This is a genomic window from Streptomyces sp. NPDC014882, assembly GCF_043081325.1.
Lineage (GTDB): Bacteria > Actinomycetota > Actinomycetes > Streptomycetales > Streptomycetaceae > Streptomyces.
The window spans coordinates 121,520-146,709 of record NZ_JBIBWL010000013.1 but is presented as its reverse complement, the minus strand read 5'-3'; the positions used below and the strand labels follow the sequence as shown (position 1 = coordinate 146,709).

Below are 25,190 nucleotides of genomic sequence, written 5' to 3'. Positions count from 1 at the left end.
CTCACGCCTCCTTCGTCTCGACGGGACCGGCGGCAGGACCGGAGGGACGGCGGGTGCGGCGCAGCGGCGGCTTGGCACCCAGGCTCTTCGGGTCGAGGCCGGACCACTTGTGGCCGCCCGCGAAGAACTTGCGGCGCGCGATCAGCGTCATCAGCGGCTTGGTGAAGAAGAAGACCACGACCACGTCGAGGACGGTGGTCAGACCGAGCGTGAACGCGAAGCCCTGGACCTTGCCGACGGTGACGAGGAACAGCACCGCGGCGGCGAGGAACGACACGAAGTCGGAGACCAGGATGGTGCGCCGCGCCCGCGGCCAGGCCCGCTCGACCGCGGGGCGCAGGGAGCGGCCCTCGCGGATCTCGTCCCGGACCCGTTCGAAGTACACGATGAACGAGTCCGCGGTGATGCCGATGGCGACGATGGCACCGCAGACGGCCGGCAGGTTGAGGGCGAAGTGGATCGTCGGGCCGAGCAGCGACATGATCACGTACGTCAGCGCGGCGGAGACCAGCAGCGAGGCGATCGCGATGAGCGACAGGCCGCGGTAGTAGGCCACCAGGTAGATGATGACCAGGCCGAGGCCGATGGCGCCCGCGATCAGGCCGGCGCGGAGCTGGTCACCGCCGAGCGCGGCGGTCACGGTCTGGACGCTCGACTCCTCGAAGCTGAGCGGCAGCGCGCCGTACGACAGCATGTTGGCGAGGTTCTGGGCCTCCTCCTGCTGGAAGCTGCCGGAGATCTGGGCCTGGCCGCCGGCGATGGAGGAGCTGACGTAGGGGCTGGAGACGACCTCGCCGTCGAGCACGATGCCGAACTGGTTCTGCGGCGACTGGTTCTGGGCGAGCTTGCCCGTGATGTCCGCGAACTTCTTCGCGCCCTTGGAGTCGAACTTCATGTTGACCTGCCAGCCGGCGGCACCCTGGGTGTCGTAGATGGCCTTGGCCTCGTCGACCTCGGTGCCGTCGACGGCGGCCGGGCCGAGCAGGTACTTGTACCAGACGCCGTCGATGTCGCCGCAGGCCACGGTCGTGTCGCCGGGCTTGACGCCTTCGCCGATCGCGCTGCGCTGCTCGTCCTTGCTGCAGTCCAGGGCGGCGTACTTCGCCTGGAGGGCGGTCTCGTCGGCGGTGCCGCCGCTCGCGGACGCCGAGGGGCTGGCGGAGGCGGCGGCGGAGGCGCTCGCGGAGGGCGACGGCGTGGAGTCGGCCTTCAGGGCGTCGGTGACGGCACGCCCCTGGGAGGTGGCGGAGGCCGAGGGGGAGGTCGAGGAGGAGGCCTTCTCCCCTGCCGAGGCGCTCGCGGAGGGGCTCGGGGAGGCGTTCGGGGAACCGCTGGCCGACGGGCTGGGCGAGCCGCTCGCGGCGGCACCGCTGGGCTCGCTCGCCAGGACCGGACGGAAGTACAGCTTGGCGGTGGTGCCGACCTGTGCCCGGGCGTCCTTGGAGTTGATGCCCTTGGGGATGTTCACGATGATGTTGCGGTCGCCCTGGGTCTGCACCTCCGCCTCGGAGACGCCGAGGCCGTTGACACGGCGGTTCATGATCTCGACCGCGGTGTCCATGTTGGCCTTGTTGATCGCGGACCCTTGGTCGGCCTTCGCCTGGAGCGTGATGCTCGTACCGCCGGCAAGGTCGATGCCGAGACGCGGAGTCGTGTGACCGGAGAGGAACATGCCTCCGGTGAGCCCCACGATGGCGATCAGGATCAGGGCCAGCGAGCGCCACGGCTTGCTCTGGGCGCTCGCGCTCCGGCCCTTTTTAGGTGCTGCCACCTTCTCGTACTCCCTCTCGGGCCGCCTCGCGCCGGGTCAGCGCGGCAGCGGCCATGGCATGGTGTCGGGATCCCCTACGTGCGAGATTGCGCGCGCCCGGGGCACGCGGGACGGGCCCGCGTGCCCCGGGTCGTGGCTACTTCTTCGTGTCGGAGTCGCCGTCGGTCTTCTTCGGCTCTTCGTCGGCCTCGGCAGCGGCGGTCCTCTCCTCGGCCTCGTTCTTCGTGACGGGGTCCTCGTCCTTCTTGCCGGGCTTGCCGAGATCGACGGGCCGGTCGTCGGAGACGGCGGCAGCGTCGGCGGACCCGTCGGTCCCGGTGAGGGAGGAGGCGTCGTCCGGGACGACGTCGGCGTCGGACTTCAGGTCGTGCTCGATGCCGTGGACGATGCGGTTGTACTCGTCGTCCGTCAGTACGGCACCGATCGAGTTCTTCGCGAAGAGCAGGTCCACACCCGGGCCGGCGTCGAGGAGGACCGTGTCCTCGTTGACCTCCTTGACCGTCGCGTACATGCCCCCGATCGTGCGGACACCGCTGCCGGGCTGCATCTGGTTGCGCATGTCCACGGCCTGCTGCTGCTTCTTCTTCGCCGACCGGGTCATCAGGAACATGGCCCCGATGAGCACGATGAACGGGAGGAGGGTCACGAGACTCACGGGTCGGTACTTCCTTCACGCGACCGCGATGGTGAGCGGCCTGATGGTTGGGGGTGTGTGCGCTGCCCACAGGGGCGGCATCGGCGGAGTCTAAGCGAGTCCGCGCGCAGGGAACAACGCTCAGCATGGCACCAGGGTTCCTGGTGCCGCCATCACCGCGTCCGATCCCGGGCCGACGCCCGGGCGGTCACGCCCCGAACAGGTCCTGTTGTCCGTTTCCCGCGGTGGCGGGGCGGGGCGGGGTCAGGCCCAGGTGGGTCCAGGCGGCGGGGGTCGCGACCCGGCCGCGGGGCGTGCGGGCGAGCAGGCCCTCGCGGACGAGGAAGGGTTCGGCGACCTCCTCGACGGTCTCGCGCTCCTCCCCCACGGCGACGGCGAGCGTGGACAGGCCGACCGGTCCGCCGCCGAACAGCTTGAGCAGGGCCGTGAGGACCGCGCGGTCGAGGCGGTCGAGGCCGCGGGCGTCGACCTCGTAGACCTTCAGCGCGGCTTCCGCGATCTCGCGGGTGATCCCGCCGTCGGCCTTGACCTGGGCGTAGTCCCGGACGCGGCGCAGCAGGCGGTTGGCGATGCGGGGCGTGCCGCGGGAGCGGCCGGCGATCTCGGCGGCGCCGTGGGTGTCGATCTCGACGTCGAGGAGGTTCGCCGAGCGGTGTATCACCCGCTCCAGTTCGGCCGGCTCGTAGAACTCCATGTGCGCGGTGAAGCCGAAGCGGTCGCGCAGCGGGGGCGGCAGCAGGCCCGCGCGCGTGGTGGCGCCGACCAGGGTGAACGGGGGCAGCTCCAGGGGGATGGCGGTGGCGCCGGGGCCCTTGCCGACGATGACGTCGACGCGGAAGTCCTCCATCGCCATGTAGAGCATCTCCTCGGCGGGCCGGGACATGCGGTGGATCTCGTCGAGGAAGAGGACCTCGCCCTCCTGGAGGGAGGAGAGGATCGCCGCGAGGTCGCCCGCGTGCTGGATGGCGGGGCCGCTGGTGATCCGGATCGGGGCGCCCATCTCGGCCGCGATGATCATCGACAGGGTGGTCTTGCCGAGGCCGGGGGCGCCGGAGAGCAGGACGTGGTCGGCGGTGGCGCCCCGCGCGCGTGCGGCGCGCAGGACGAGGTCGAGCTGTTCGCGGACCTTCTCCTGGCCGATGAACTCGCCCAGGTCCTTGGGGCGCAGGGCGGCCTCGACGGCCTGGTCCTCGCCGTCGGCGACAGAGCCCACCAGCCGCTCCGCGGCGGGGCCGGCGAGCCCCTCGTCGGCGGTCGCGTCGGTCGGGTCGTCCCAGTTCATGTGGTGTGCCTCGGGGATGTAGGGGGTCAGCGGGCTCGGTTGAGGGTCTGCAGCGCCGCCTTCAGGAGCTGGCCGACCGGGGGTGTGCCACCGGCGGCCTCGGCCTGCGGCGCGACCGCGGTCACGGCCTCCTCGGCCTCGCGGGTCGCGTAGCCGAGGCCGATCAGGGCCGCGTGCAGCTGGTCGCGCCAGCCCTGGGTGACGGGGGTGCCGACGGCGGGGGCGCCGGTCGGCTCGCCGAGGCGGTCCTTCAGTTCCAGCAGGAGCTTCTGGGCGCCCTTCTTGCCGATGCCGGGGACGGCGGTGAGGGCCTTCTCGTCGCCGGTGGCGACGGCTCGCCGCAGGGTGTCCGGCGCGTGGACCGCGAGCATGGCCTGGGCGAGGCGGGGGCCGACCCCGCTCGCGGTCTGGAGCAGCTCGAAGACCTGGCGCTCGTCGTCGTCGGCGAAGCCGTACAGGGTGAGGGAGTCCTCGCGGACGACCAGGGAGGTGGCGAGTCTCGTCTCCCGGCCCGTGCGCAGGCCCGAGAGCGTGTTGGGGGTGCACTGGACGGCGATGCCGATGCCGCCCACCTCGATCACCGCGGAGTCGGGGGCGAGGGCGGCGACCGGTCCGCTCACGAAGGCGATCATCCCGTACGGCCTTTCGATGTGTGCAGGGCGACGGCCTGCTGGAGTCGGTTCTGCGCGGGGGCGCGCCAGATGTGGCAGATGGCGAGCGCGAGGGCGTCGGCGGCATCGGCGGGCTTGGGGGGTGCGTCGAGCCGGAGCAGCCGGGTCACCATGGCGCCGACCTGGGCCTTGTCGGCGCGGCCGCTGCCGGTGACGGCCGCCTTGACCTCGCTGGGGGTGTGCAGGGCGACCGGGAGGCCGCGGCGGGCGGCGCACAGCATGGCGACGGCGCTGGCCTGGGCGGTGCCCATGACCGTGCGCACGTTGTGCTGGCTGAACACCCGCTCCACGGCGACGCATTCGGGGCGGTACTCGTCCAGCCACCGCTCGATGCCCTGCTCGACGGCGACGAGGCGCTGTCCCAGCTCGGCGTCCGCGGGCGTCCGCACGACGCCCACGCCGAGCATGGTGAGCGGCCGGCCCGCGACGCCCTCGACGACGCCCACGCCGCATCGTGTGAGACCGGGGTCCACCCCGAGTACGCGCACGCGCCCTCTCCTCCTCGTCCGTGCTCGCGCCCGGACCTCCGCCCCGCGGCCCCGGCGGTGGCATCGCGCCGGGCCGGCCCGGCCGAAGGCCGCGACCTGTGGTGTCTGACGGTCGCCAGGCTATCCGCCGGCACCGACAACGCCGTCGGGCCGGCAGGACGTGTCCCACCGGCCCGACGGGTCCGCTCGGTTCGCTGCGGCGCTACGCGTCGACCTTCTCCATGACCTCGTCGCTGACGTCGAAGTTGGCGAAGACGTTCTGCACGTCGTCGCTGTCCTCGAGCGCGTCGATCAGCTTGAAGATCTTCCGGGCGCCGTCCTCGTCCAGTTCGACCTGCATGGTCGGGACGAAGTTGGCGTCGGCGGAGTCGTAGTCGATGCCGGCGTCCTGGAGGGCCGTGCGGACCGCGACCAGGTCGGTGGCCTCGCTGAGGACCTCGAAGGACTCACCGAGGTCGTTGACCTCCTCGGCGCCCGCGTCCAGGACGGCGCCGAGCACGTCGTCCTCGGTCAGCTCGCCCTTGGGGACGATGACGACGCCCTTGCGATGGAAGAGGTACGACACCGAGCCGGGGTCGGCCATGGATCCGCCGTTGCGGGTCATGGCGACGCGGACGTCGGAGGCGGCGCGGTTGCGGTTGTCGGTGAGGCACTCGATGAGCACCGCGACGCCGTTCGGTCCGTAGCCCTCGTACATGATCGTCTCGTAGTCGGCGCCGCCGGCCTCGAGTCCACCGCCGCGCTTGATCGCGGAGTCGATGTTCTTGTTGGGGACCGACGACTTCTTCGCCTTCTGGACGGCGTCGTAGAGCGTCGGGTTGCCGTCCAGGTCGACACCGCCCATGCGCGCCGCGACCTCGATGTTCTTGATCAGCTTCGCGAAGAGCTTGCCGCGCTTGGCGTCGATCACGGCCTTCTTGTGCTTCGTCGTGGCCCATTTAGAGTGGCCGGACATCTGCCTGTCTCCTTCGCGTAACCCATCTCTGCGTGAACGCCAGAGATCCTACAAGGACTCCGGTGTCCGGCTCGCGCGCACCATGTCCACGAACAGGGCGTGCACCCGGTGGTCGCCGGTCAGTTCCGGGTGGAAGGACGTGGCCAGCGCGTTCGCCTGGCGGACCGCGACGATGTGGCCCTCGTGCTCGGCGAGCACCTCGACGCGGGCGCCGACGGACTCCACCCAGGGGGCGCGGATGAAGACGCCCTCCACAGGATCGCCTCCGACGCCCTTGATGTCGACCTCGGCTTCGAAGGACTCGTTCTGCCGTCCGAAGGCGTTGCGGCGCACGATCATGTCGATGCCGCCGACGGTCTCCTGGCCCGAGCGCGGGTCGAGGATCTTGTCGGCGAGCAGGATCATGCCGGCGCAGGTGCCGTAGACGGGCAGGCCGGCCCGCACGCGTGCGCGCAGGGGGTCCAGCACGCCGAAGAGGGCGGCCAGCTTGGAGATGGTGGTGGACTCGCCGCCGGGCAGGACCAGGCCGTCGACCTCGGCGAGTTCTTCGGGGCGCCTGACCGGCCTGGCCACGGCGTCGGCCGCGGCCAGGGCGATGAGGTGCTCCCGGACGTCGCCCTGGAGGGCCAGGACGCCGATGACGGGGGTGTCGCCCATGGGTGCTTACCAGCCCCGGTTCGCGTAGCGCTCGGCCTCGGGGAGGGTGTCGCAGTTGATGCCGACCATGGCCTCGCCGAGGTTGCGGGACGCGTCCGCGATGATCTTCGGGTCGTCGTAGAAGGTGGTGGCCTTCACGATGGCGGCGGCGCGCTTGGCCGGGTCGCCGGACTTGAAGATGCCGGAGCCGACGAAGACGCCCTCGGCGCCGAGCTGGCGCATCAGGGCGGCGTCGGCGGGGGTGGCCACGCCACCGGCGGAGAACAGCACGACGGGCAGCTTGCCCAGCTCGGCGACCTCCTTGACCAGCTCGTACGGGGCACGCAGGTCCTTGGCGGCGGCGTACAGCTCGTTGTTGTCGAAGCCGCGGAGCCGGGCGATCTCGTTCTTGATCTGGCGCAGGTGACGGACCGCCTCGACGACGTTGCCGGTGCCGGCCTCGCCCTTGGAGCGGATCATCGCGGCGCCCTCGGCGATGCGGCGCAGGGCCTCGCCGAGGTTGGTGGCGCCGCAGACGAAGGGGGTGGTGAACGCCCACTTGTCGGAGTGGTTGACCTCGTCGGCCGGGGTGAGGACCTCGGACTCGTCGATGTAGTCGACGCCGAGGGACTGGAGCACCTGGGCCTCGACGAAGTGGCCGATGCGGGACTTGGCCATGACCGGGATGGAGACCGCCTCGATGATCTCCTCGATCATGTTGGGGTCCGACATCCGGGCCACGCCGCCGTCCTTGCGGATGTCGGCGGGCACCCGCTCCAGGGCCATGACGGCGACGGCGCCCGCGTCCTCGGCGATCTTCGCCTGCTCCGCGTTGACGACGTCCATGATCACGCCGCCCTTGAGCTGCTCGGCCATGCCGCGCTTCACGCGCGCGGTGCCGGTCTCGGGGGCCTGGTTCTGGGTGCTGGACACGGGTTGACCTCGCTGAAGGGGAAGAGGGTTTTCTACCGGACCGAGGAAACGCGAGTGGACCAGTCCACAGCAAGGGCCAATGGGAAGGCGGTGGATCCTTTTGGCCGGTCCGGGCGGCTCCTCGGCCGGTCCGGGGCGGCTCCCCCTCCGGACCGGCTCCTCTCCGGAGGGGCCCCTCCCCCGGACGGTCCCCTCCCCCGACGGGTCGGGCGGCCCGGTCGCGGGTCACCGGCGGGACGGGCAGCGGGGTCTCGCCGTGGCCCCTCGGGTGGCCCCGCGGGCCGCGGGGCTCACGCGTGCGAACGGGCCGTCAGCACGGCCGGCGGCTCGTCGTCCATCTCGAAGGCCATCGGGAACGGGGCGTGGCCGGCCAGCCGGAACCAGCGCACCTTGCGGTGCTCGCGCAGCCTGCGGGCCCCGCCGACCGCGTCGTTGTGGAAACGGCGGGCCATGGGCACCCGCAGGACCGCCTCGGTCAGCTCGTGCGCCGCGGTCTCCCCCCCGGGCGCCTCGCGGACGGCGTCCAGTTGCTGCGCGTCCGCGAAGACCGCCCGCAGCGCCTGGCTCAGGTCGCTCTCGGCGACCTCCCGCTGTTCCTCCTCGGCCTGCCGGGCGGCGTGCGCGGCCTCGTACAGCACGATCGAGGCGGCCGGATCGAGCACGCCCGAGGTGGCCAGTTCCTGGGCGACGGAGGCCCTGCGCAGCAGTTGCGCGTCCAGTGCGGCGCGGGCGGCGTCGATGCGGGCGTGCAGCCGGTCCAGGCGGCCCGCGGTCCAGCTCAGGTAGAGGCCGACGGCGACGAGGGCGACGAGGATCCAGATGAGGGTTGCGGTCACGGGCGGCAAGGCTAGCCGCTCCGCGGGCGCGGCCGGGACGCCTCCCCCGGCGGCTGCCGGGGCCCGCCCCGGCCCTCGGCGGTCCTCGGCGCTCCTCGGCGGCGAACGCCGACGGGCCGGGTCGCCCGACCGGCGTCGCCGGGTCCGCCCGGATCGGTCCTGGACAGGGCCGGATCGGTCCCGTGCCCGCCCGGGTCGATCCAGGGCCGGGCCGGATCAGTCCCGGGCCGGGCCGGATCAGTCCCGGGCCAGGCCGAACCGGCCCCGCAGTCCCGGGGAACCCTTGTCGTCCGCGGCCACCGCCGCCGCGCCCGCCGTCACCGTCTCGTAGACGGAGAGGATGTCCGCGCCGACCGTGGACCAGTCGAAGCGCCGGACGTGGGCGCTGCCGCGTTCGCGCAGGCCGGCCCGCCGCTCCGGGTCGCCCAGCAGCCGTACGGCCGCCTCGGCCAGCGCGTCCGCGTCCTCGTTGGCGAAGAGTTCGCCCGCGGCGCCCTGGTCGAGCACCTGGGCGAAGGCGTCGAGGTCGGAGGCGAGCACCGGGGCCCCGGCGGACATGGCCTCGACCAGGATGATGCCGAAGCTCTCGCCGCCGGTGTTGGGGGCGACGTAGAGGTCGATGCTGCGCAGGAAGCGGGCCTTGTCCTCGTCGCTGACCATGCCGAGGAACTCGACGCGCGGGCGCAGTTCCGCCGGGAGGTTCTCGACGGCCTCCTGCTCGTCGCCGCGGCCGGCCACCAGCAGGCGGGCCTCCGGGCGTTCCGCGAAGATCTTCGGCAGGGCCGCCATCAGCACCGGCAGGCCCTTGCGGGGCTCGTCGATGCGCCCCACGAAGCCGATCGTCTGGCCCTGCCACTCGGGCCTGGGCTCGGCGCGGGCGAAGAAGTCGACGTCGACGCCGTTGGGGATGACCACGGCGTCCCCGCCTAGGTGCTCCACCAGGGTGCGGCGGGCGTACTCGCTCACCGCGATCCGCGCGCTGATCTTCTCCAGGGCTGCCTGGAGGATCGAGTAGGCGGCGAGCATCGCGCGCGAGCGCGGGTTCGACGTGTGGAACGTGGCCACGATGGGGCCCTGTGCCGCCCAGCAGGTCAGCAGTCCGAGCGACGGCGAGGTCGGCTCGTGGATGTGGACCACGTCGAAGGCGCCGTCGTGCAGCCAGCGCCGCACCCGGGCGGCGCTCAGGAAACCGAAGTTGAGCCGGGCCACCGAGCCGTTGTACGGCACCGGGACGGCGCGGCCGGCCGAGACGACGTACGGCGGCAGCGGGGTGTCGTCGTCGGCGGGGGCGAGGACGGACACCTCGTGGCCGAGCCGGATGAAGTACTCGGCGAGGTCGCGGATGTGGAACTGGACGCCGCCGGGCACGTCCCAGGAGTACGGGCAGACGATGCCGATTCTCACGAGGGTCCCTTCGCGGGGTCGAGATCGGCGAGCCACAGCCGCTGGAGCATGTGCCAGTCCTCCGGGTGGTCGGCGATGCCGGTGGCGAAGGCGTCTGCCAGCGCCTGTGTCATGGCGGACGTCCGCTCGGCGCGCGTGCCCGCCCCGGGCACCTCGATCGGGGCGTGGACGCGGCCCCGCATCACGGGCGATTCGTCGTACCAGAGCGTGACGGGGAGCAGCAGCGCGCCGGTCTGCTGGGCGAGCAGGGCCGGACCGGCGGGCATGCGCGCGGTGGCGCCGAAGAAGTCGACCTCGACGCCGGAGGCGGACAGGTCGCGGTCGGCGACCAGGCAGACCAGGCCGCCGTCGCGCAGCCGCCGGGCGAGGGTGCCGAAGGCGGTGCCGCCGCTGTGCGGCAGGACCTCCATGCCGAGGCCCTCGCGGTAGGCGACGAAGCGGTCGTAGAGCGTCTCGGGCCTGAGGCGTTCGGCGACCGTGGTGAACGGGACGCGCAGCTTCGTGGTGACCCAGGCGCCGGCGAGGTCCCAGTTGGCCAGGTGCGGCAGCGCGATGATGACGCCGTTGCCGGCCGCGAGGCCGTCGGTGAGGTGGTGCAGGTCCTTGGGCTCGAACCCGGACGCGATCCGTTCCCGGCTCCAGGCGGGGAGGCGGAAGGACTCCATCCAGTAGCGCAGGTAGGAGCGCATGCCCGCGCGGGACAGCTCGGCGAGCCGTTCGGGGCTCGCGCCCGGCACCACGCGCGCGTAGTTGCTCTCCAGGCGCTGGACGCCCTTGCCGCGCCGCTTCCAGGCGAGGTCGGCGAGGGTGCGCCCGAGGCGGACCGCGGCCGGCTCGGGGAGCTTCTTGACGGTGCTCCAGCCGAGCCCGTACAGCCCGTCGGTCAGCTGGTCACGTGCGCTCACTGGGCCGTCTCACGCCCCTCCGGCTCGGGCTTCGGGTCGGGCTTCGGCCCGGCCGCCGCGGTCGCCGCGTCGGCCTCCGCCGCTTCGCGCCGTACGGTGACGACCCGCTGGATCAGCGTGACCAGGCTGCCCACGGCGACGATCCACAGGGCGACCGGCAGCAGGTACTGGATGCCCGGCACGCCGAACGCGTGCAGGCCCGCGAGCCCGGCGGCGACCAGCGACACCACGAGCCGCTCGGCGCGCTCGACGAGCCCGTTGACCGCGACCGGCAGCCCGATCGACTCGCCGCGCGCCTTGGTGTACGACACGACCTGGCCGCTGGCGAGGCAGAAGATCGAGACGGCGCACAGCACGTTGTCGTCGCCGTGGCCCGCGTACCAGAGGGCGAAGCCGCCGAAGACGGCGCCGTCGGCGACCCGGTCGAGCGTGGAGTCCAGGAAGGCGCCCCAGCGGCTGGAGCGGCCGAGCTGGCGGGCCATGTTGCCGTCGACGAGGTCGGAGAACACGAACAGTGTGATCACGATCGTGCCCCAGAAGAACTCGCCCCTGGGGTAGAAGACCAGCGCGCCCGCGACCACGCCGGCGGTGCCGAGCAGCGTGACCGTGTCGGGGCTCACGCCCCGGCGGATGAGAAACGCGGCGAACGGTGTGAGGACACGCGTGAAGAATGCACGCGCGTACTTGTTCAGCATGGCCTTCCCGAAGGTTGTATGACCGCGCGGCCCCTGCTGGCCACCGGCTGGCCCATCGTAGCCACGCGCGCGCGTGCGCGGCCCTCGGGCACCGGGCCCGGTGTCACGACCGGGCCCCGTCCGGGGCGTGTTCGGGCCGCGGCCGGGTCGCGTCCGAAGCCGCGCCGGCGCCCGTGCCCCGGCCGTGCCCCGGTCGTGTCGGGGGCGGCGTCGCGTCCTCCGTATGGACGGGCCGTGACGGGAGTGGAAAGCTCGAAGGACCGCGGGCGTCGCCGGAGCCGCCACCGCCGGGGTCGCCTCGGAGGGGAGTCCGGGGGGAGGAGCCGCCGGGTCCGCGCCCCGATGACCTCACCGTGCACGGGAGGCGGAGAAATGGGCGACAAGGCGAACACACATCCCGGGGCCGCCGGCAGGGCAAGGGCGGCCGACCACCCCGCGTCCGTACGGAACGTGGTGCTGGTCGGCCCCTCCGGATCCGGCAAGACGACCCTGGTGGAGGCTCTCGCGCTGACGGCGGGCGCGGTGAACCGGGCGGGCCGCGTGGAGGACGGCGGCACCGTCTCCGACCACGACGACATCGAGCACCGTCAGCAACGCTCGGTGCAGCTCTCCCTGGTGCCGGTCGAATGGGACGGCATCAAGATCAATCTCCTCGACACCCCCGGGTACGCCGACTTCGTCGGGGAGCTGAGGGCCGGTCTGCGCGCCGCGGACGCGGCCCTCTTCGTCGTCTCGGCCTCGGACGGCGTGGACGGCCCGACCCGGATGGTGTGGGAGGAGTGCGCGGCCGTCGGGATGCCCCGCGCCATCGTCGTCACGCACCTGGAGTCCGCGCGCGCGGACTTCGAGGAGATGACGCGGATCTGCGCCGAGGCCTTCGGCGGCGACGACCCCGACGCCGTGCTGCCGCTGTACCTTCCGCTGCGCGGCCCGCGGTCGCCGGACGGGCACGCGCCCGTGACGGGTCTGACCGGGCTGCTGTCGCAGAGGCTGTTCGACTACTCCTCCGGCGCGCGCGAGGAGTCCGCGCCGGGCGAGGACGCGCTGCCCCGGATCGAGGAGGCCCGCGCCCGGCTGATCGAGGGGATCATCGCCGAGAGCGAGGACGAGACCCTCATGGACCGCTACCTCGGGGGCGAGCGGATTGACGTGAAGACGCTGATCGAGGACCTGGAGCGGGCCGTGGCCCGCGGCACGTTCTTCCCCGTCCTGGCCGCGGCCCCGGCCGCGGAGGGCGCCCGGCAGGGCATCGGCACCGTGGAGCTGCTCGAACTGGTCACCAGGGGCTTCCCGACGCCCCTGGAGCGCGAGGCGCCCCGCGTCACCACGGTCGGCGGCGAGCCGCGCGTCCTGGACCCGTGCGATCCGGACGGTCCGCTGGTCGCCGAGGTCGTGAAGACGGCCTCCGACCCGTACGTCGGCCGCGTCTCGCTGGTGCGCGTGTTCTCCGGCACCCTGCGCCCCGACCTGACCGTCCACGTGTCCGGGCACGGGCTCACCGACCGCGGCCACGAGGACCACGACGTCGACGAACGCGTCGGCGCCCTGTCCACGCCCTTCGGCAAGCAGCAGCGGGCGCTGACGCACTGCATCGCGGGCGACCTGGCGTGCGTGGCGAAGCTGAGCCGCGCGGAGACCGGCGACACGCTCTCCGCCAAGGACGACCCGGTGCTGATGGAGCCGTGGCAGATGCCCGACCCGTTGCTGCCGGTGGCCATCCGGGCGCACGGCAAGGCCGACGAGGACAAGCTGTCGCAGGGGCTGTCCCGGCTGGTGGCCGAGGACCCGACGATGCGGCTGGAGCAGAACCAGGACACCCATCAGGTGGTGCTGTGGTGCCTGGGCGAGGCCCACGCGGACGTCGCGCTGGAGCGGCTGCGCAGCCGCTACGGCGTGCAGGTGGACGTCGTCCCGCACCAGGTCTCCCTCCGGGAGACGTTCGCCGCCGCCGCCACCGGGCGCGGCCGGCACGTCAAGCAGTCCGGCGGGCACGGGCAGTTCGCGATCTGCGAGATCGAGGTGGAGCCGCTGCCGGGCGGTTCGGGCATCGAGTTCGTGGACAAGGTCGTGGGCGGCGCGGTGCCGCGCCAGTTCGTCCCGTCCGTGGAGAAGGGCGTACGGGCGCAGGCGGCCAGGGGGGTCGCCGCGGGCCATCCCCTCGTCGACGTCCGGGTGACCCTGGTCGACGGCAAGGCACACTCGGTGGACTCCTCCGACGCCGCTTTCCAGACGGCTGGGGCGCTCGCGCTGCGGGAGGCCGCGGGCGGCGCGAGGATCCATCTGCTGGAGCCGGTGGCCGAGGTGACCGTGCTGGTCGGCGACGCGTACGTGGGCGCCGTGATGAGCGACCTGTCGGGGCGGCGCGGCCGGGTCCTGGGCACCGAGCAGAGCGGTGGCGGTCGCACGCTGGTGCGCGCGGAGGTGCCCGAGATCGAGATCGGCCGGTACGCGGTCGACCTGCGTTCCCTCTCGCACGGCACGGCCCGCTTCCACCGCGCGTACGCCCGGCACGAACCGATGCCGGCACCGGTGGCGGAACGGCTCCGCCAACAGGAGCGGGCCGGATAGGAGTCGGGGCACGGCCGCTCTCAAGTGACGGGCGGGACAGCGTGTTTCCACGTCGGCGGGCGGCTTCGGCCGTCCGCCGACGGACGCCCGTGCCTGGATATACGCTGATGACCTGATCAACAGGTGTGCGGAGCACGGAAGTCGGGAAGGCCGCAGGAGCGACAGTGGCGGCGATCGGGGGCGGGAATGACCGTTGGGGACTTCTTCGGGCCACAGGTGCCGCAGCAGGGCGACGGCGGGCAGACGCCGACCTTCGCGCTGGCGTCGGCCGCCTACCGGGACAACCCCGTCGAGGACATCAAGAAGGCCGACAACGAATGGCACCAGTCGGCGGTCTCCACCGGCCGCGGCTGGGCCAGGATCTTCCGGCCCAACCTCGGCGAGGCGTTCTCCCAGGCGGTGGTCGACCGCATGCTGGGCGTCGGGCGCAAGCCGCTGATCCAGTCGTTCGGCAGTGAGCCGCAGGTGGTCGTCGAGCACTGCCTGGCCGCCAACCGGATCCGCCGGGAGCGCGACAAGAAGCTCACCGGCATCATGGTCGTGTGCGGGCTGCTCTTCCTGCCCGGACTGCTGGTGTGGCTGCTGGTCTTCCAGCTCCGGGCCACCATGACGAAGGCGGGCGACAAGCGGGTCTCCGGGCTGGCCACCGGTCTGCTCGTGGCCGTCGCCGCGCTCGCCGCGCTCTTCCTCCTCAAGATGCCGTTCTCCGGCCTGGCCGGGTGGTACGCGCGCGGTGCGGTCGTCGCACCGGTGGCCGGCTGGTTCCTGGCCAAGCGGATCTGCGAGGGCACGGCGAAGGACCTGCGCGAGCGCTGGGACGGCCTGCTGTCCGGGGGCAGCGTCGGCGCCAAGGTCCCCGAGGCGGTGCCGACCAGCCCCAACCAGACGGCGGCCGAGCAGCTGCGCCAGTCCCTGGCCCGGCTGAGCGCCGAGCAGCAGTCCAACTCGGTGTTCTACGCCGGTCCCAAGGGGATCCTCGGCATGGGCACCCGCTGGGGCGCCTGGCACCTCGCGGAGGAGCTGGTCCCGGTCGACCCGGTCAAGGGCGTCCACGAGTTCCGCAGCTGGACGGTGGTCAAGGCCATCCACGACCAGCTCCAGGTGCTGCACCGGCAGAGCCTGAAGACCGGCGGTTTCCCGCCGCCTTCGGTACGGCACTGGATCGTCACGCCGGTCGGCGAGAACGCCAAGGCGGTGGCCCGGCCGGAGGGCACCGACGTGGAGGCGTACCAGGTCAAGCCGAGGGCCGTGGAGGACATCTGCAACAACCAGCAGTTCGGCGGCGGCGACCGGCACTACCTCGGCGTGCAGTGGCCGCTGTGGGACGGCCAGTTGATCATCACCATGCTGATCACCGTGACCGTGCTGCACGAGACGCTGCGCATCGAGGTCACCGGTCACGCGCTGGGGCCGGTGAACTCCCTGTTCACCTCCAAGCCGGAGGCGCCCACGAAGGAGGTCGCCAAGACCGTCCGGTTCTGGGAGACGCGGAAGATCAGCCTGCCGCTGGTCACCGCCGACGAGGTGGTCCGGGTGGCGGCGCGCGCCACGATCAGCTGGTACCCGCCGCTGCTGAACTGGCTCGGCGGCTCCATCGGCCTGCCCGAGCCGTTCGGTCTGCGGCACGCCTGGGCCGACCAGCCGTGGCGGCACCGCTTCATGGCCGACGACGCGCTGCGCGCGGCGACGCCGGTGCTCAGGGTGGTGCACAGCGCGGCGCTGCGGGTCCTCAAGGAGCACGACGTGGACATCGAGAAGTTCAGCTCCCGCTCGTCGGCCCTCAGCGGCGCGGTCCAGGACCTGACGCCGAAGAAGGCCGACACCTACGACGCGTAGGCCTCCGGCGGTGGGGCAGGGGGCCTCTCGCCGGGGCGGTACCGGGGGCTGCCGCCCCCGGGCCCCGCTGTCGGCCTGGACGGCCTCGTCCTCGAGCACCGGACGGGCTGGATGCGCCCGGCGCAGCCGTCACGGCGAGGTCGGCCACGCCTCCGCCAGCATCTTGCGGGTGTCCGCGAGCAGCTGCGGCAGCACGCGCGTGTGGCCGACCACCGGCATGAAGTTCGTGTCGCCGCCCCAGCGGGGCACGATGTGCTGGTGCAGGTGCGCGGCGATGCCGGCGCCCGCGACCGATCCCTGGTTCATGCCGATGTTGAACCCCTGGGCGCCGGACGCGGTACGCAGCGCGGTCATCGCCTGCTTGGTCAGCTCGGCGAGCTCCGCGGTCTCCGGCCCGGTCAGGCCGGTGTAGTCGGCCACGTGCCGGTAGGGGACGGTCATCAGGTGGCCGCCGTTGTACGGGTACAGGTTCAGCACGGCGTACACGTGCTCGCCGCGCCGGACCACCAGGCCGTCCTCGTCGGACTTCGCCGGGATCGCGCAGAACGGACAGCCGTCGTCGGCTCCGGGGCCCGTGGGCTTGTTCTCCCCCTGGATGTAGGCCATCCGGTGGGGCGTCCACAGGCGCTGGAACGCGTCCTGCGTCCCCACTCCGATCTGCTGCTCCGGCTCACTCGTCATGCTAGGCAGCATATGGCTTCGCCCGTTCGCGGCGTGTCGGCGGGGGGAGCGCGAACGCGACGGGGACCAAGCTGGGCCGATGACCGAAGTCAGCCGTCTGGTGCGCTGGGAACGGCGTACCGAGATGCTCCTCTCGCTCGCCTCGCTGACCTACCTCGCCGGGTACGCCGTCCTCGTCCTCGCCCCCGACCTCGCCGACGCCTGGCGGGACGCCAGTCTGGCGGTCGTGCTCGCGTCGTGGGCGCTGTTCGTGGTGGACTACGCGGTGCGCTGGCGGCTCAGCGGACAGGGCCCGGGCTTCGTGCGGCGGCACTCCCTGGACACCCTGGTGATGGTGCTGCCGCTGCTGCGTCCGCTGCGGATCGTGCGGCTCTACGAGGCGGTACTGCGACGGCGCGGGGAGCCGCGGCTGTCGCTGCACGCGCGCGTGATGCTCTACGCGGGGGTGTCGACGCTGCTGCTCGGTTTCGCGGGCGCGCTCGCCGTGTACGCCGAGGAGCGCGGGGTGCCGGGCACGGAGATGCACACCTTCGGCGACGCGGTGTGGTGGACCTGTTCCACACTGGCCACGGTCGGCTACGGCGATGTCGTGCCGATCACGCCCATGGGCCGGTTGGTCGGGGTCGGGCTGATGGCGTGCGGTCTGGCCCTGCTGGGCGCGGTGACCGGCTCGTTCTCGTCCTGGCTGATCCAGGTCTTCTCGCGCGAGGACGAGCAGGAGGGCGAGGAGGAGGCGGGGCGTCCGTCGAACGGATGACCCGACGGGGACGCGGCGGGGACCCGACGGCACGTCCCGGGAAAGCCGGCCTCGGGGGAACGGGAGGGGGCCCCGGAGAGCGGACTCCCCGGGGCCCCGCGTCCGGTGGATCAGAGCTGCGCGCGCTCCTCGACGACCTTCGCGATCTTCGCGACGGCCTCGTCGAGCGGGATGCCGTTCTCCTGGGAGCCGTCGCGGTAGCGGAAGGACACCGAGCCGTTCGACATGTCCTCGTCGCCCGCGATGACCATGAAGGGCACCTTCTGCTTCTGGGCGTTGCGGATCTTCTTCTGCATGCGGTCGGAGGAGGAGTCGACCTCGACCCGCAGCCCCTGCTTCTTCGCGGCCGCGGCGAACTTCTCCAGGTACTCCACGTGCGCGTCGCCGATCGGGATGCCGATCGCCTGGACGGGGGCCAGCCAGGCCGGGAAGGCGCCCGCGTAGTGCTCCAGGAGCACCGCGAAGAACCGCTCGATGGAGCCGAACAGCGCACGGTGGATCATGACCGGGCGCTGCTTGGAGCCGTCGGGGCCGGTGTACTCGAGGTCGAAGCGCTCCGGCAGGTTGAAGTCGAGCTGGATGGTCGACATCTGCCAGGTGCGGCCGATCGCGTCCTTGGTCTGGACGGAGATCTTGGGGCCGTAGAAGGCGGCGCCGCCCGGGTCGGGCACGAGCGGGAGACCCTGCTTCTCGGCGACCTGGCGCAGCGTCTCGGTCGCCTCCTCCCAGACCTCGTCGGAGCCGACGAACTTCTCCGGGTCCTTGGTGGACAGCTCCAGGTAGAAGTCGGTCAGGCCGTAGTCGCGCAGCAGGCCGAGGACGAAGGTGAGCGTCTTGTCGAGCTCCTCCGACATCTGCTCGCGCGTGCAGTAGATGTGCGCGTCGTCCTGGGTGAAGCCGCGGGCACGGGTCAGGCCGTGCACGACGCCGGACTTCTCGTACCGGTACACGGTCCCGAACTCGAAGAGGCGCAGCGGCAGTTCGCGGTAGGAGCGGCCGCGCGCGTCGAAGATCAGGTTGTGCATCGGGCAGTTCATGGGCTTGAGGTAGTAGTCCACGCCCTCGTCGAGCTGCATGGGCGGGTACATGCCGTCGGCGTACCAGTCCAGGTGGCCCGAGGTCTCGAAGAGCTTCCCCTTCGTCGCGTGCGGGGTGTAGACGAACTCGTAGCCCTCCTCCTCGTGGCGGCGGCGCGAGTAGTCCTCCATGACCCGGCGGATGATGCCGCCCTTGGGGTGGAAGACGGCGAGGCCGGAGCCGATCTGCTCGGGGATGGAGAACAGGTCCAGCTCGCTGCCCAGCTTGCGGTGGTCGCGCTTCTCCGCCTCGGCGAGGAAGTCGAGGTGCGCCTTCAGCTCGTCCTTGGACGGCCAGGCGGTGCCGTAGATGCGCTGGAGCATGGGGTTCTTCTCGCTGCCGCGCCAGTAGGCGGCCGCGTTGCGCATCAGCTTGAACGCCGGGATGAGGCGGGTGGTGGGCAGGTGGGGACCGCGGCAGAGGTCCTTCCAGCACAGCTCGCCGGTCTTGGCGTCCAGGTTGTCGTAGATGGTCAGCTCGCCGGCGCCCACCTCGACGTCCGCACCGTCGTCGTGGGAGGCGGAGCCCTTGAGACCGATCAGCTCCAGCTTGTACGGCTCGTCCGCCAGCTCCTCGCGGGCGGCCTCGTCGCTCACCACACGGCGGGAGAAGCGCTGCCCGCGCTTCTGGATCTCCTGCATCTTCTTCTCGACGGCCTTGAGGTCCTCGGGCGTGAACGGCTTCTCGACGTCGAAGTCGTAGTAGAAGCCGTCCTTGACGGGCGGGCCGATGCCGAGCTTGGCCTCCGGGAACAGCTCCTGCACCGCCTGCGCCATGACGTGCGCGGTGGAGTGGCGCAGGATGTCGAGACCGTCCGCGGAGGAGATCTCGACGCCCTCGACGGTCACGCCGTCGCGCAGCTCGTGGGCGAGGTCCTTCAGCTCGCCGTCCACGCGCGCGGCGACGATCGAGCGCTCACCGGCGAAGAGGTCGGCGGCCGTGGTGCCCGTCGTCACCGTGCGCTCTTCCCGCTCGGAATCGCGTTGGATGATCACACGGACGTCTGACACCGGTCTCTCCTGACTGAAGGCGGAAGCGCGGCCCGGGACACATCGCCACGCAAGAGGCGATCGTACCGACCCGGGAGCACCCTCCGCGAAATCATTCCCCTCCGCAGGCCTCCCCGAAGAAGTCCAGGTTCTCCTGGAGCGATTTCATCAGCCGGTCCCGTCCGGCGTCGTCCACCTGCACCGGGACCACGCCGCGGACGCCGGTCAGCCTGCGGAAACCGCCCCGGCTCTCCAGCCGGCCCCGCACCCGCACCGGCAGTCCGACCAGATGGGCCTGGCCGGCGATGCGGTAGTCCTCCTCGTCGAGGGTGAGCCGGACGTGCGGGACCTCGGCCCCGGCGAGCACCCGCAGCCGTACGCCGCCCTCGCCGCGCGGCCCCGACCTGTGCAGCCGGACCACGGCGCCGGTGATCCGCACGGACACGGAGGGTTCCTCGCGCAGGTAGCGGGCGCCCGCCTCGCGCAGGGCGGCGAGGTCCCCGGGGGAGAACTCCACGGGGCCGGCACCGGCCGCACAGCCCTCGGGGACCCCTGCGGCGGGCGCCCACTCGACGGCGATCCGGGCTCCCTCGGTGCCTTGCACCAGGGCGACGATCGCCTCGGCCAGCTCACGGCTGGCACCGGCCTCGACGGCGCTGTCGAAGGCGTCCATGCCGCCGGTGGCGCGCCGGTAGTCGATGGCCTCGCGGACGGCGTGCAGCGCCTGGTGGAGGCGTACGGCGAGGGGGCGGGCCGGGCCGACGGGGGCGAAGGCGGTCAGCCGTCGGCCGTCGGCGGCGGTGCCGACGAGGACGCTCTCCAGCAGGGCGCCGGCCGACCGCCGGTGCCGGGCACCGTGGTAGCCGGCCCGCGCGCGGGTGGCGAGCGCGCCGGCGAGCAGCATCTGCCGGGCGGCGTCGCGCAGCCGGTCCTCGACCGCCCAGGAGGCGGTTCCGGCCGCCTCGGCGGGCCCGGACGGGGTCTCCCGCCACCAGCGGATCTCGTCGCTCGGGACGGCCAGGGCGAGGAGCACCTCGCGGGCGGCGGGCGTCTGGCTGCGCTCCAGCGCCAGCAGCGCCTCGCCGAGCAGGTCGTCGCTGTCGGGGTAGGCGCGGTTCTCCGGTACGAGCAGGCTGGTCGCGGCGCCGCCCGGACCGGGCGGGGTCCAGCGGCCGTACCGGCCGGCGGCACCGCCGCGGCGCTGCCAGCCGTGCCGGCGCAGCAGGGCGCCGAGGACGGCCGGGTCGACGTCGGCGGCCCCGGGGGGCCGGTTCCAGGAGGAGTCGACGGGGTGCGGCCGTACCGGCCCCGGGTGCTCCTCCGGGGGGCGGTGCGTCATGGTCTGCCTCCCGTCCCGACCCGCGTCATGATCTCGCACAGCGCCCGGTCGTCGAAGATCCGCGCGGTCGGGACGCGCACGCTGGTCCGGAACCGGCCGGTGACCGGATGCCCGGCCAGGTTGACCCAGTAGCAGCAGTGCCGCAGGTCGAGCCGGTCGTGTCCGGCCCGCAGCCACTGGTCCCGCGACCGCGGGACGATCATCACGACGAGGATCTTGTGGACCGACACCGGGGTGCGGGCGAGCTTGCGCAGGTGGTCGTTGTCCAGCGTGAAGGAGAAGGAGTGCCCCGGAGGGCGGGGCGGCAGCTGGTACGTGGCCTTCAGCTGCACCTTGATGGTCACCTCGTCGTCGACGGTGTGACCGGGGGCGCTGTGGCTGACGTGCCAGTCGATGCCGTTGTCGGGGAACGGCTGGGACAGCGAACAGCCCGCGGCCGCGGCGACCGCGTGGAGATAGCCCACCTGGAGTGTCTCCATGCACGCCGTGGTGGCGAGTGATCCGCGAGGGGGGCCCGTGAGTTCGGGCAGCAGCCCGCCCCGTTCGGGCTGCGCTGTCACCATGACCCAACAGCCTTCCGAGCAATGAGGATCCCCGTGCCGGGGACCGGGAGAACGTCGCGCCGGGCCCCTGAACTGGTAAGACCCGTACTCCTGTTGTCTCCTCGCGGCGTACGGCGCAAACAGCCCGGGTATCACCGGATGGGCAGGGAACGGGACATCGGCTGTCCTGGGTGAGTGAGGGGTTGGTGGATATGACGAGCTGGTACGAGGGCCCGCTGGCGGCCTTCGACACGGAGACGACGGGCGTCGACGTCGAGACCGACCGGATCGTGTCGGCCGCGCTGGTCGTGCAGGAAGCGCCGGGCCACCGGCCCCGGGTGAGCCGGTGGCTGGTGAACCCGGGCGTACCGGTGCCCGAAGGGGCGACGGCGGTCCACGGGCTGACGGACGAACACCTCCAGCGCAACGGCCGCTGGCCGGCGCCGGTGATGTACGAGATAGCCGAACTCCTCGGCGAACAGGCTTCGGCGGGACGGCCGTTGGTGGTGATGAACGCGCCGTTCGACCTGACGCTGCTCGACCGCGAGCTGCGCCGGCACCGTGCGTCCACGCTGGGCCACTGGCTGGAGCAGGCGCCGCTGCGGGTGCTGGACCCGCGGGTCCTGGACAAGCACCTGGACCGCTACCGCAAGGGCCGCCGCACGCTCACCGACCTGTGCGGGCACTACGAGGTGACGCTGGCCGAGGCGCACGACGCGGCCGCGGACGCGCTGGCCGCGCTGGAGGTCGTACGGGCGCTGGGCCGGCGTTTCGCGGCCCGGCTGGAGCGGCTGTCCCCCGCCGAGCTGCACGCGCTCCAGACCTCCTGGCACGCGGCGCAGGCCCGCGGGCTCCAGGCGTGGTTCGCGCGCAGCGGCACCCCCGAGACGGTCGACACGTCCTGGCCGCTGCGCCCGGCGCTGTCGGCGGCGGCGTGAGGAGGGCGCCCTCCCGGCTCGCGGGGGTCATGCAAAAAGCCGGTCCGCGTGCTGCGGACCGGCCTTTCCCGGTGGGCGATACTGGGTTCGAACCAGTGACCTCTTCGGTGTGAACGAAGCGCTCTCCCACTGAGCTAATCGCCCGGGAACGGACTGAACAATACAGGTCCCCTCGGGGTTCCTTCAAACCGCTTCGAGATACCGGAGCAGGCCGCGGCGCCCGGCCCTCATCATCAGCCGGTGGTTGGCGCGGAACAGCGGACGCCCGGGCACGGCGAACCTCCTGAGCAGCGGCTTGGTGACGTCGACGACCTGCTCGTACCGGGCCAGGCTCCCGGAGCCGTGCGCGGTGACCGTCCAGCGCGCCCAGCCCTCGAGGTCCCCGGTCATCGCGGTCTCCAGCACACCGGCCGCCGGGTCGCGCCGCACCTCCCGCACGGTGAAGGTCAGGCGGTACGGCAGGAACGAACGCACGGTGATGACGCCGGTGCTGCCGTCGAGCCGGGTCACCTCGCGGACCTGCGGCCACCAGCGCGGATAGTCCTCGACCCGTTCCAGCGCCGCGTGGACGGCGGCGGGCGGCGCGGGCAGCGGCCACCGGCTGAGGAAACGGTAGTGGTTGCGGTCCATGCGTCGAGTGTGCCCGCCACAGGGCGAAACGACCGCGCGACCGGACCGGCCCGGCGACCGGACCGACCGGACGGCCAGGCGGCCAGGCGGCCGGCACGACCGGACCGGCCGGAGCGACCGCACCGGCCGGGATCTGAGTACGTCCTGAGTAGCCACGCTCATGCCCCGCGGCGTGGCGCGGGCCACACTCCGTTCCATGACGCCCCTTCCGCCCCCGGCCGAGGAGCTGCGGCTCCTCGACGCGGAGCTGTGGCAACTGGACGCCCGGCGCAGCCAGTTGCTCGCGCGCCGCGCCTGGCTGGTCGCCTCGCTCCGGTCGCCGATCCCGGCCGCGCCGCCCCTGCCCCCGACCGTGCCCCGCCCCGAGGCGAGCGCCCCGCGGGTCCAGAACGTGCTCCTGCTGCTCGGCGGCATCCTGCTCACCGTCGCGGCGATCGCGTTCACGCTCGTCAGCTGGGGGCACCTCGGCATCACCGGGCGGGCCCTGGTCCTCGGCACGGTCACGCTGGCGGTGCTCGCCGCCCCGCTGCCGTTGCTGCGCCGCGGACTGCGCTCGACGGCGGAGTCGGTGGCCGGTCTGGGCCTGGCCCTGACGGTGCTGGACGCCTACGCCCTGCACGAGGCGGCCCTCACCGGCACCGACGGCACGGGCTACGCGGCGGGCGCGGCGGCGGTGCTCGCCGGGCTCTGGGCGGCGTACGGCCGCGGTCTCGGCGCCCTGCGGCTGCCGCTGCCCGCCGCGCTGGTGGCGGCCCAGTTCCCCCTGGTCCTCTGGGCGGTCGCGGCGGGCGCTGATCCCCACGCGGTGGGGACGGCGCTGCTGGTGACGGCCGGCCTCGACACGGTCCTGGCGCTGGTGCTGCCGGCCGGTGCCGTCGCTGCCGGCGGTGCCGTCCGGGTGACTGCCACCGCCTGCGGGTACGGCCTGGGCGGCTGGGGTGTTCTGGCGGCGGGCTGGCTGTCGTGGACGGCCGCCGGTCCGGGCGCCGCCGCCCGTGCGGCGGTGCTCCTCGCCTTCGCGGCGGTGATCGCCCTGGTGGCGGCCGCGCGGCTGCCGGAGCCGGGCGTGGCGGCGGGCACGGCGGTCGCCGGGGGCCTGCTGCTGGTGGCGGCGGCCGGCGGCCCGCTGCGGGCCGCCCTGCCCGCGGGCTGGGCGGTCCCGGTCCATCTGGCCTTCGGCGTCGCGCTGTCGGCGGCGGTGCGCGCGCACCGGCTCCCCGAGCCGGTGCGGCAGGGGCTGGTCCGGGCCGCCGCCGCCGTGCAGGCCCTCGCGCTGCTGTGGGCGGTGCCGCTGGTGGTCGTCACGCTGCTGGGACCGCTCGGCTGGGCGGAGCGCCCCTGGTGGGGCGAGCCGTCGGACGCCCGCGCCGCGGTCACCGTGCACACGCCGTGGCCGCCGTACGCGGGGCAGGCCCTCCTCGTCCTGGTGACCGTCGCCGGCGTCCTGTTCCTGGCCGGGCGGCACGAGGCCCGGCGGCCGTGGGCGCGGACCGGAGCGCTGGCCCTGGCCTGGGCGGGCTGCGCGGCCCTCCCCGCGGTGCTCGGACTCCCCTACGTCGCGGCCCTGGCGGTGCCGGGAGCGCTGACGGTGGCGGCGGTCCTCCTGCCGACGCCGTGGCCGGCCCTGGCCGGGTCGCTCCACCTGGCGTTCCTCTCCCTGGCGACGCAGTCGGCGACCCTGACCGTCCTGTCGGCGCTGACCGTGTCGTGCGCGGCGGCGTCCCGGTGGCCCCGCCTCACCCCGGTCGCGGCGCCCGCCGCCCTCGGGTACGCCACCGCGCTGGCCGTCGCGACCGGCGCCGCGGCGGGCTGGCAGCCGTCCCACACGGCGCTGCTCGTCCTCTGCGTGCCCGCGGCCGCCGCCCTGACCGCCGCCCGGCTCGGCGCGTCACCGGCGACCGTGCCGGTCGAGACGGCGGGAGCCGCCGCCGCGCTGCTCGCCCTGGGCCTGGCGGTGACCGACGCGCCGGTGCTGGCCACGGTGCTGGCGGCCTGCGCCACGATCGCCGCGGGCACGGCGGCCCGGTCCGACCGGCGCCGGGCCGCGTACCCGGCCGCCGCCCTGTTCCTGCTGGCCGCCTGGGTCAGGCTCGCCGCCTGGGACGTCACCACCCCGGAGGCGTACACGCTTCCCGTGACCGTCCCGGCCCTGCTCGTCGGCGCCTGGCGCCGCCGCCGCGATCCGCTGACCCGGTCGTGGACGGCTTACGGCCCCGGCCTGGCCGCGACCCTGGTGCCGAGCCTCGCCGCGGCCTGGCGCGACCCGGAGTGGCCGCGCCCGCTGCTGCTGGGCGCGGCCGCCCTCCTGGTCACGCTGCTCGGCGCCCGGTACCGGCTGCGGGCCCCGCTGCTCCTCGGCGGCTCGGTGCTGGTGCTGGACGCCCTCCACGAACTGGCCCCCTACCTGGTGCAGGTGGCCGACGCGCTGCCCCGCTGGGTGCCCCCCGCGCTCGCCGGGATCCTGCTGCTCGCCGTGGGCGCGACCTACGAGCGGCGGCTGCGGGACGTCCGGCACGTGCGGGAGGTGCTGGGCAGGCTGAACTAGCCCGCGAGGAAACCGCCTTCGGGGAACCGGTCCCGCGCGGACCGGCTCCCCGCGGCT

The 25,190-nt window shown here is 73.2% G+C and carries 22 protein-coding genes and 1 tRNA gene; 5 read left to right on the top strand and 18 right to left on the bottom strand.

Translation table 11 applies throughout. The annotated features are described in order from the left end of the window. Nucleotide 1 precedes the first annotated feature (1 nt). From secD to pgsA, 12 genes are all read right to left on the bottom strand, one after another. The gene (gene secD, locus ACF09K_RS26590; RefSeq protein ID WP_392247376.1) at nt 2-1,771 is read right to left on the bottom strand and encodes a protein translocase subunit SecD; all 1,770 of its coding nucleotides are present in this window, start codon (nt 1,769-1,771) and stop codon (nt 2-4) included. A gap of 136 nt (nt 1,772-1,907) precedes the next feature. Beyond that, nucleotides 1,908-2,426 (bottom strand): preprotein translocase subunit YajC, encoded by a 519-nt coding sequence (gene yajC, locus ACF09K_RS26585; protein ID WP_392247374.1) that lies wholly within the window; start codon nt 2,424-2,426, stop codon nt 1,908-1,910. Nucleotides 2,427-2,613: 187 nt separating this feature from the next. Continuing rightward, the gene (ruvB, locus tag ACF09K_RS26580) at nt 2,614-3,708 is read right to left on the bottom strand and encodes a Holliday junction branch migration DNA helicase RuvB (protein ID WP_392247373.1); all 1,095 of its coding nucleotides are present in this window, start codon (nt 3,706-3,708) and stop codon (nt 2,614-2,616) included. 26 nt (nt 3,709-3,734) lie between these two features. After that, nucleotides 3,735-4,340 carry a Holliday junction branch migration protein RuvA gene (gene ruvA, locus ACF09K_RS26575; RefSeq protein ID WP_392247371.1) on the bottom strand — a complete coding sequence of 202 codons (606 nt, stop codon included), beginning with the start codon at nt 4,338-4,340 and terminating at the stop codon, nt 3,735-3,737. Next, entirely contained in the window at nt 4,337-4,867 is a 531-nt protein-coding gene (gene ruvC, locus ACF09K_RS26570; protein ID WP_392247370.1) for a crossover junction endodeoxyribonuclease RuvC, read from the bottom strand. Before ruvC ends, ruvA begins: the two co-directional genes overlap by 4 nt. Before the next feature lie 202 nt (nt 4,868-5,069). Continuing rightward, the gene (locus ACF09K_RS26565; protein WP_392247368.1) at nt 5,070-5,822 is read right to left on the bottom strand and encodes a YebC/PmpR family DNA-binding transcriptional regulator; all 753 of its coding nucleotides are present in this window, start codon (nt 5,820-5,822) and stop codon (nt 5,070-5,072) included. A 48-nt stretch (nt 5,823-5,870) separates the two neighbouring features. Further along, nucleotides 5,871-6,479 (bottom strand): pyridoxal 5'-phosphate synthase glutaminase subunit PdxT, encoded by a 609-nt coding sequence (gene pdxT, locus ACF09K_RS26560; RefSeq protein ID WP_392247367.1) that lies wholly within the window; start codon nt 6,477-6,479, stop codon nt 5,871-5,873. Between the two features lie 6 nt (nt 6,480-6,485). Then, nucleotides 6,486-7,391 (bottom strand): pyridoxal 5'-phosphate synthase lyase subunit PdxS, encoded by a 906-nt coding sequence (pdxS, locus tag ACF09K_RS26555; protein ID WP_356567268.1) that lies wholly within the window; start codon nt 7,389-7,391, stop codon nt 6,486-6,488. 290 nt (nt 7,392-7,681) lie between these two features. Continuing rightward, the gene (locus ACF09K_RS26550; protein WP_392247366.1) at nt 7,682-8,227 is read right to left on the bottom strand and encodes a hypothetical protein; all 546 of its coding nucleotides are present in this window, start codon (nt 8,225-8,227) and stop codon (nt 7,682-7,684) included. Nucleotides 8,228-8,464: 237 nt separating this feature from the next. After that, complete coding sequence (locus tag ACF09K_RS26545; RefSeq protein ID WP_392247364.1) at nt 8,465-9,631, bottom strand: glycosyltransferase family 4 protein; 1,167 nt, start codon at nt 9,629-9,631, stop codon at nt 8,465-8,467. Continuing rightward, on the bottom strand, nt 9,628-10,536 hold the full coding sequence (locus ACF09K_RS26540) for a phosphatidylinositol mannoside acyltransferase (protein ID WP_392247362.1): 909 nt from the start codon (nt 10,534-10,536) through the stop codon (nt 9,628-9,630). Before ACF09K_RS26540 ends, ACF09K_RS26545 begins: the two co-directional genes overlap by 4 nt. After that, nucleotides 10,533-11,231: a phosphatidylinositol phosphate synthase gene (gene pgsA / locus ACF09K_RS26535; RefSeq protein ID WP_392247361.1), complete on the bottom strand. Its 699-nt coding sequence runs from the start codon at nt 11,229-11,231 to the stop codon at nt 10,533-10,535. Before pgsA ends, ACF09K_RS26540 begins: the two co-directional genes overlap by 4 nt. A gap of 372 nt (nt 11,232-11,603) precedes the next feature. Between pgsA and ACF09K_RS26530 the strand changes: the two genes are divergently transcribed. Beyond that, the gene (locus ACF09K_RS26530; protein WP_392247359.1) at nt 11,604-13,799 is read left to right on the top strand and encodes an elongation factor G-like protein EF-G2; all 2,196 of its coding nucleotides are present in this window, start codon (nt 11,604-11,606) and stop codon (nt 13,797-13,799) included. 186 nt (nt 13,800-13,985) lie between these two features. After that, nucleotides 13,986-15,635: a hypothetical protein gene (locus ACF09K_RS26525; RefSeq protein WP_392247357.1), complete on the top strand. Its 1,650-nt coding sequence runs from the start codon at nt 13,986-13,988 to the stop codon at nt 15,633-15,635. A 129-nt stretch (nt 15,636-15,764) separates the two neighbouring features. Here ACF09K_RS26525 and ACF09K_RS26520 read toward each other — a convergent pair whose 3' ends face one another. Then, entirely contained in the window at nt 15,765-16,328 is a 564-nt protein-coding gene (locus ACF09K_RS26520) for an HIT family protein (protein WP_392247356.1), read from the bottom strand. Between the two features lie 67 nt (nt 16,329-16,395). Here ACF09K_RS26520 and ACF09K_RS26515 point away from each other — a divergent pair, with 67 nt between their 5' ends. Continuing rightward, nucleotides 16,396-17,073, top strand: coding sequence for a potassium channel family protein (locus tag ACF09K_RS26515; protein WP_392247354.1), 678 nt, complete (start codon nt 16,396-16,398; stop codon nt 17,071-17,073). A 110-nt stretch (nt 17,074-17,183) separates the two neighbouring features. Here the strand turns inward: ACF09K_RS26515 and thrS are convergent, their stop codons facing one another. The 3 genes from thrS to ACF09K_RS26500 form a co-directional block, all read right to left on the bottom strand. Beyond that, complete coding sequence (gene thrS, locus ACF09K_RS26510) at nt 17,184-19,160, bottom strand: threonine--tRNA ligase (protein WP_392247352.1); 1,977 nt, start codon at nt 19,158-19,160, stop codon at nt 17,184-17,186. A gap of 91 nt (nt 19,161-19,251) precedes the next feature. Further along, a complete protein-coding gene (locus ACF09K_RS26505; protein ID WP_392247350.1) occupies nt 19,252-20,478 on the bottom strand; it encodes a hypothetical protein in 1,227 nt (408 codons plus the stop codon). Next, entirely contained in the window at nt 20,475-21,041 is a 567-nt protein-coding gene (locus ACF09K_RS26500) for a DUF4365 domain-containing protein (protein ID WP_392247348.1), read from the bottom strand. The genes ACF09K_RS26505 and ACF09K_RS26500 overlap by 4 nt, the downstream gene beginning before the upstream one ends. A gap of 191 nt (nt 21,042-21,232) precedes the next feature. On the opposite strand from ACF09K_RS26500, the gene ACF09K_RS26495 reads away from it, so the two are divergent. Then, a complete protein-coding gene (locus tag ACF09K_RS26495) occupies nt 21,233-21,958 on the top strand; it encodes a 3'-5' exonuclease (RefSeq protein WP_392247346.1) in 726 nt (241 codons plus the stop codon). A 72-nt stretch (nt 21,959-22,030) separates the two neighbouring features. Here ACF09K_RS26495 and ACF09K_RS26490 read toward each other — a convergent pair. Next, nucleotides 22,031-22,102 (bottom strand) — tRNA-Val (locus ACF09K_RS26490). Between the two features lie 39 nt (nt 22,103-22,141). Continuing rightward, nucleotides 22,142-22,588, bottom strand: coding sequence for an SRPBCC family protein (locus ACF09K_RS26485; RefSeq protein ID WP_392247344.1), 447 nt, complete (start codon nt 22,586-22,588; stop codon nt 22,142-22,144). Between the two features lie 196 nt (nt 22,589-22,784). On the opposite strand from ACF09K_RS26485, the gene ACF09K_RS26480 reads away from it, so the two are divergent. After that, nucleotides 22,785-25,133: an SCO7613 C-terminal domain-containing membrane protein gene (locus ACF09K_RS26480; RefSeq protein ID WP_392247343.1), complete on the top strand. Its 2,349-nt coding sequence runs from the start codon at nt 22,785-22,787 to the stop codon at nt 25,131-25,133. Nucleotides 25,134-25,190 lie beyond the last annotated feature (57 nt).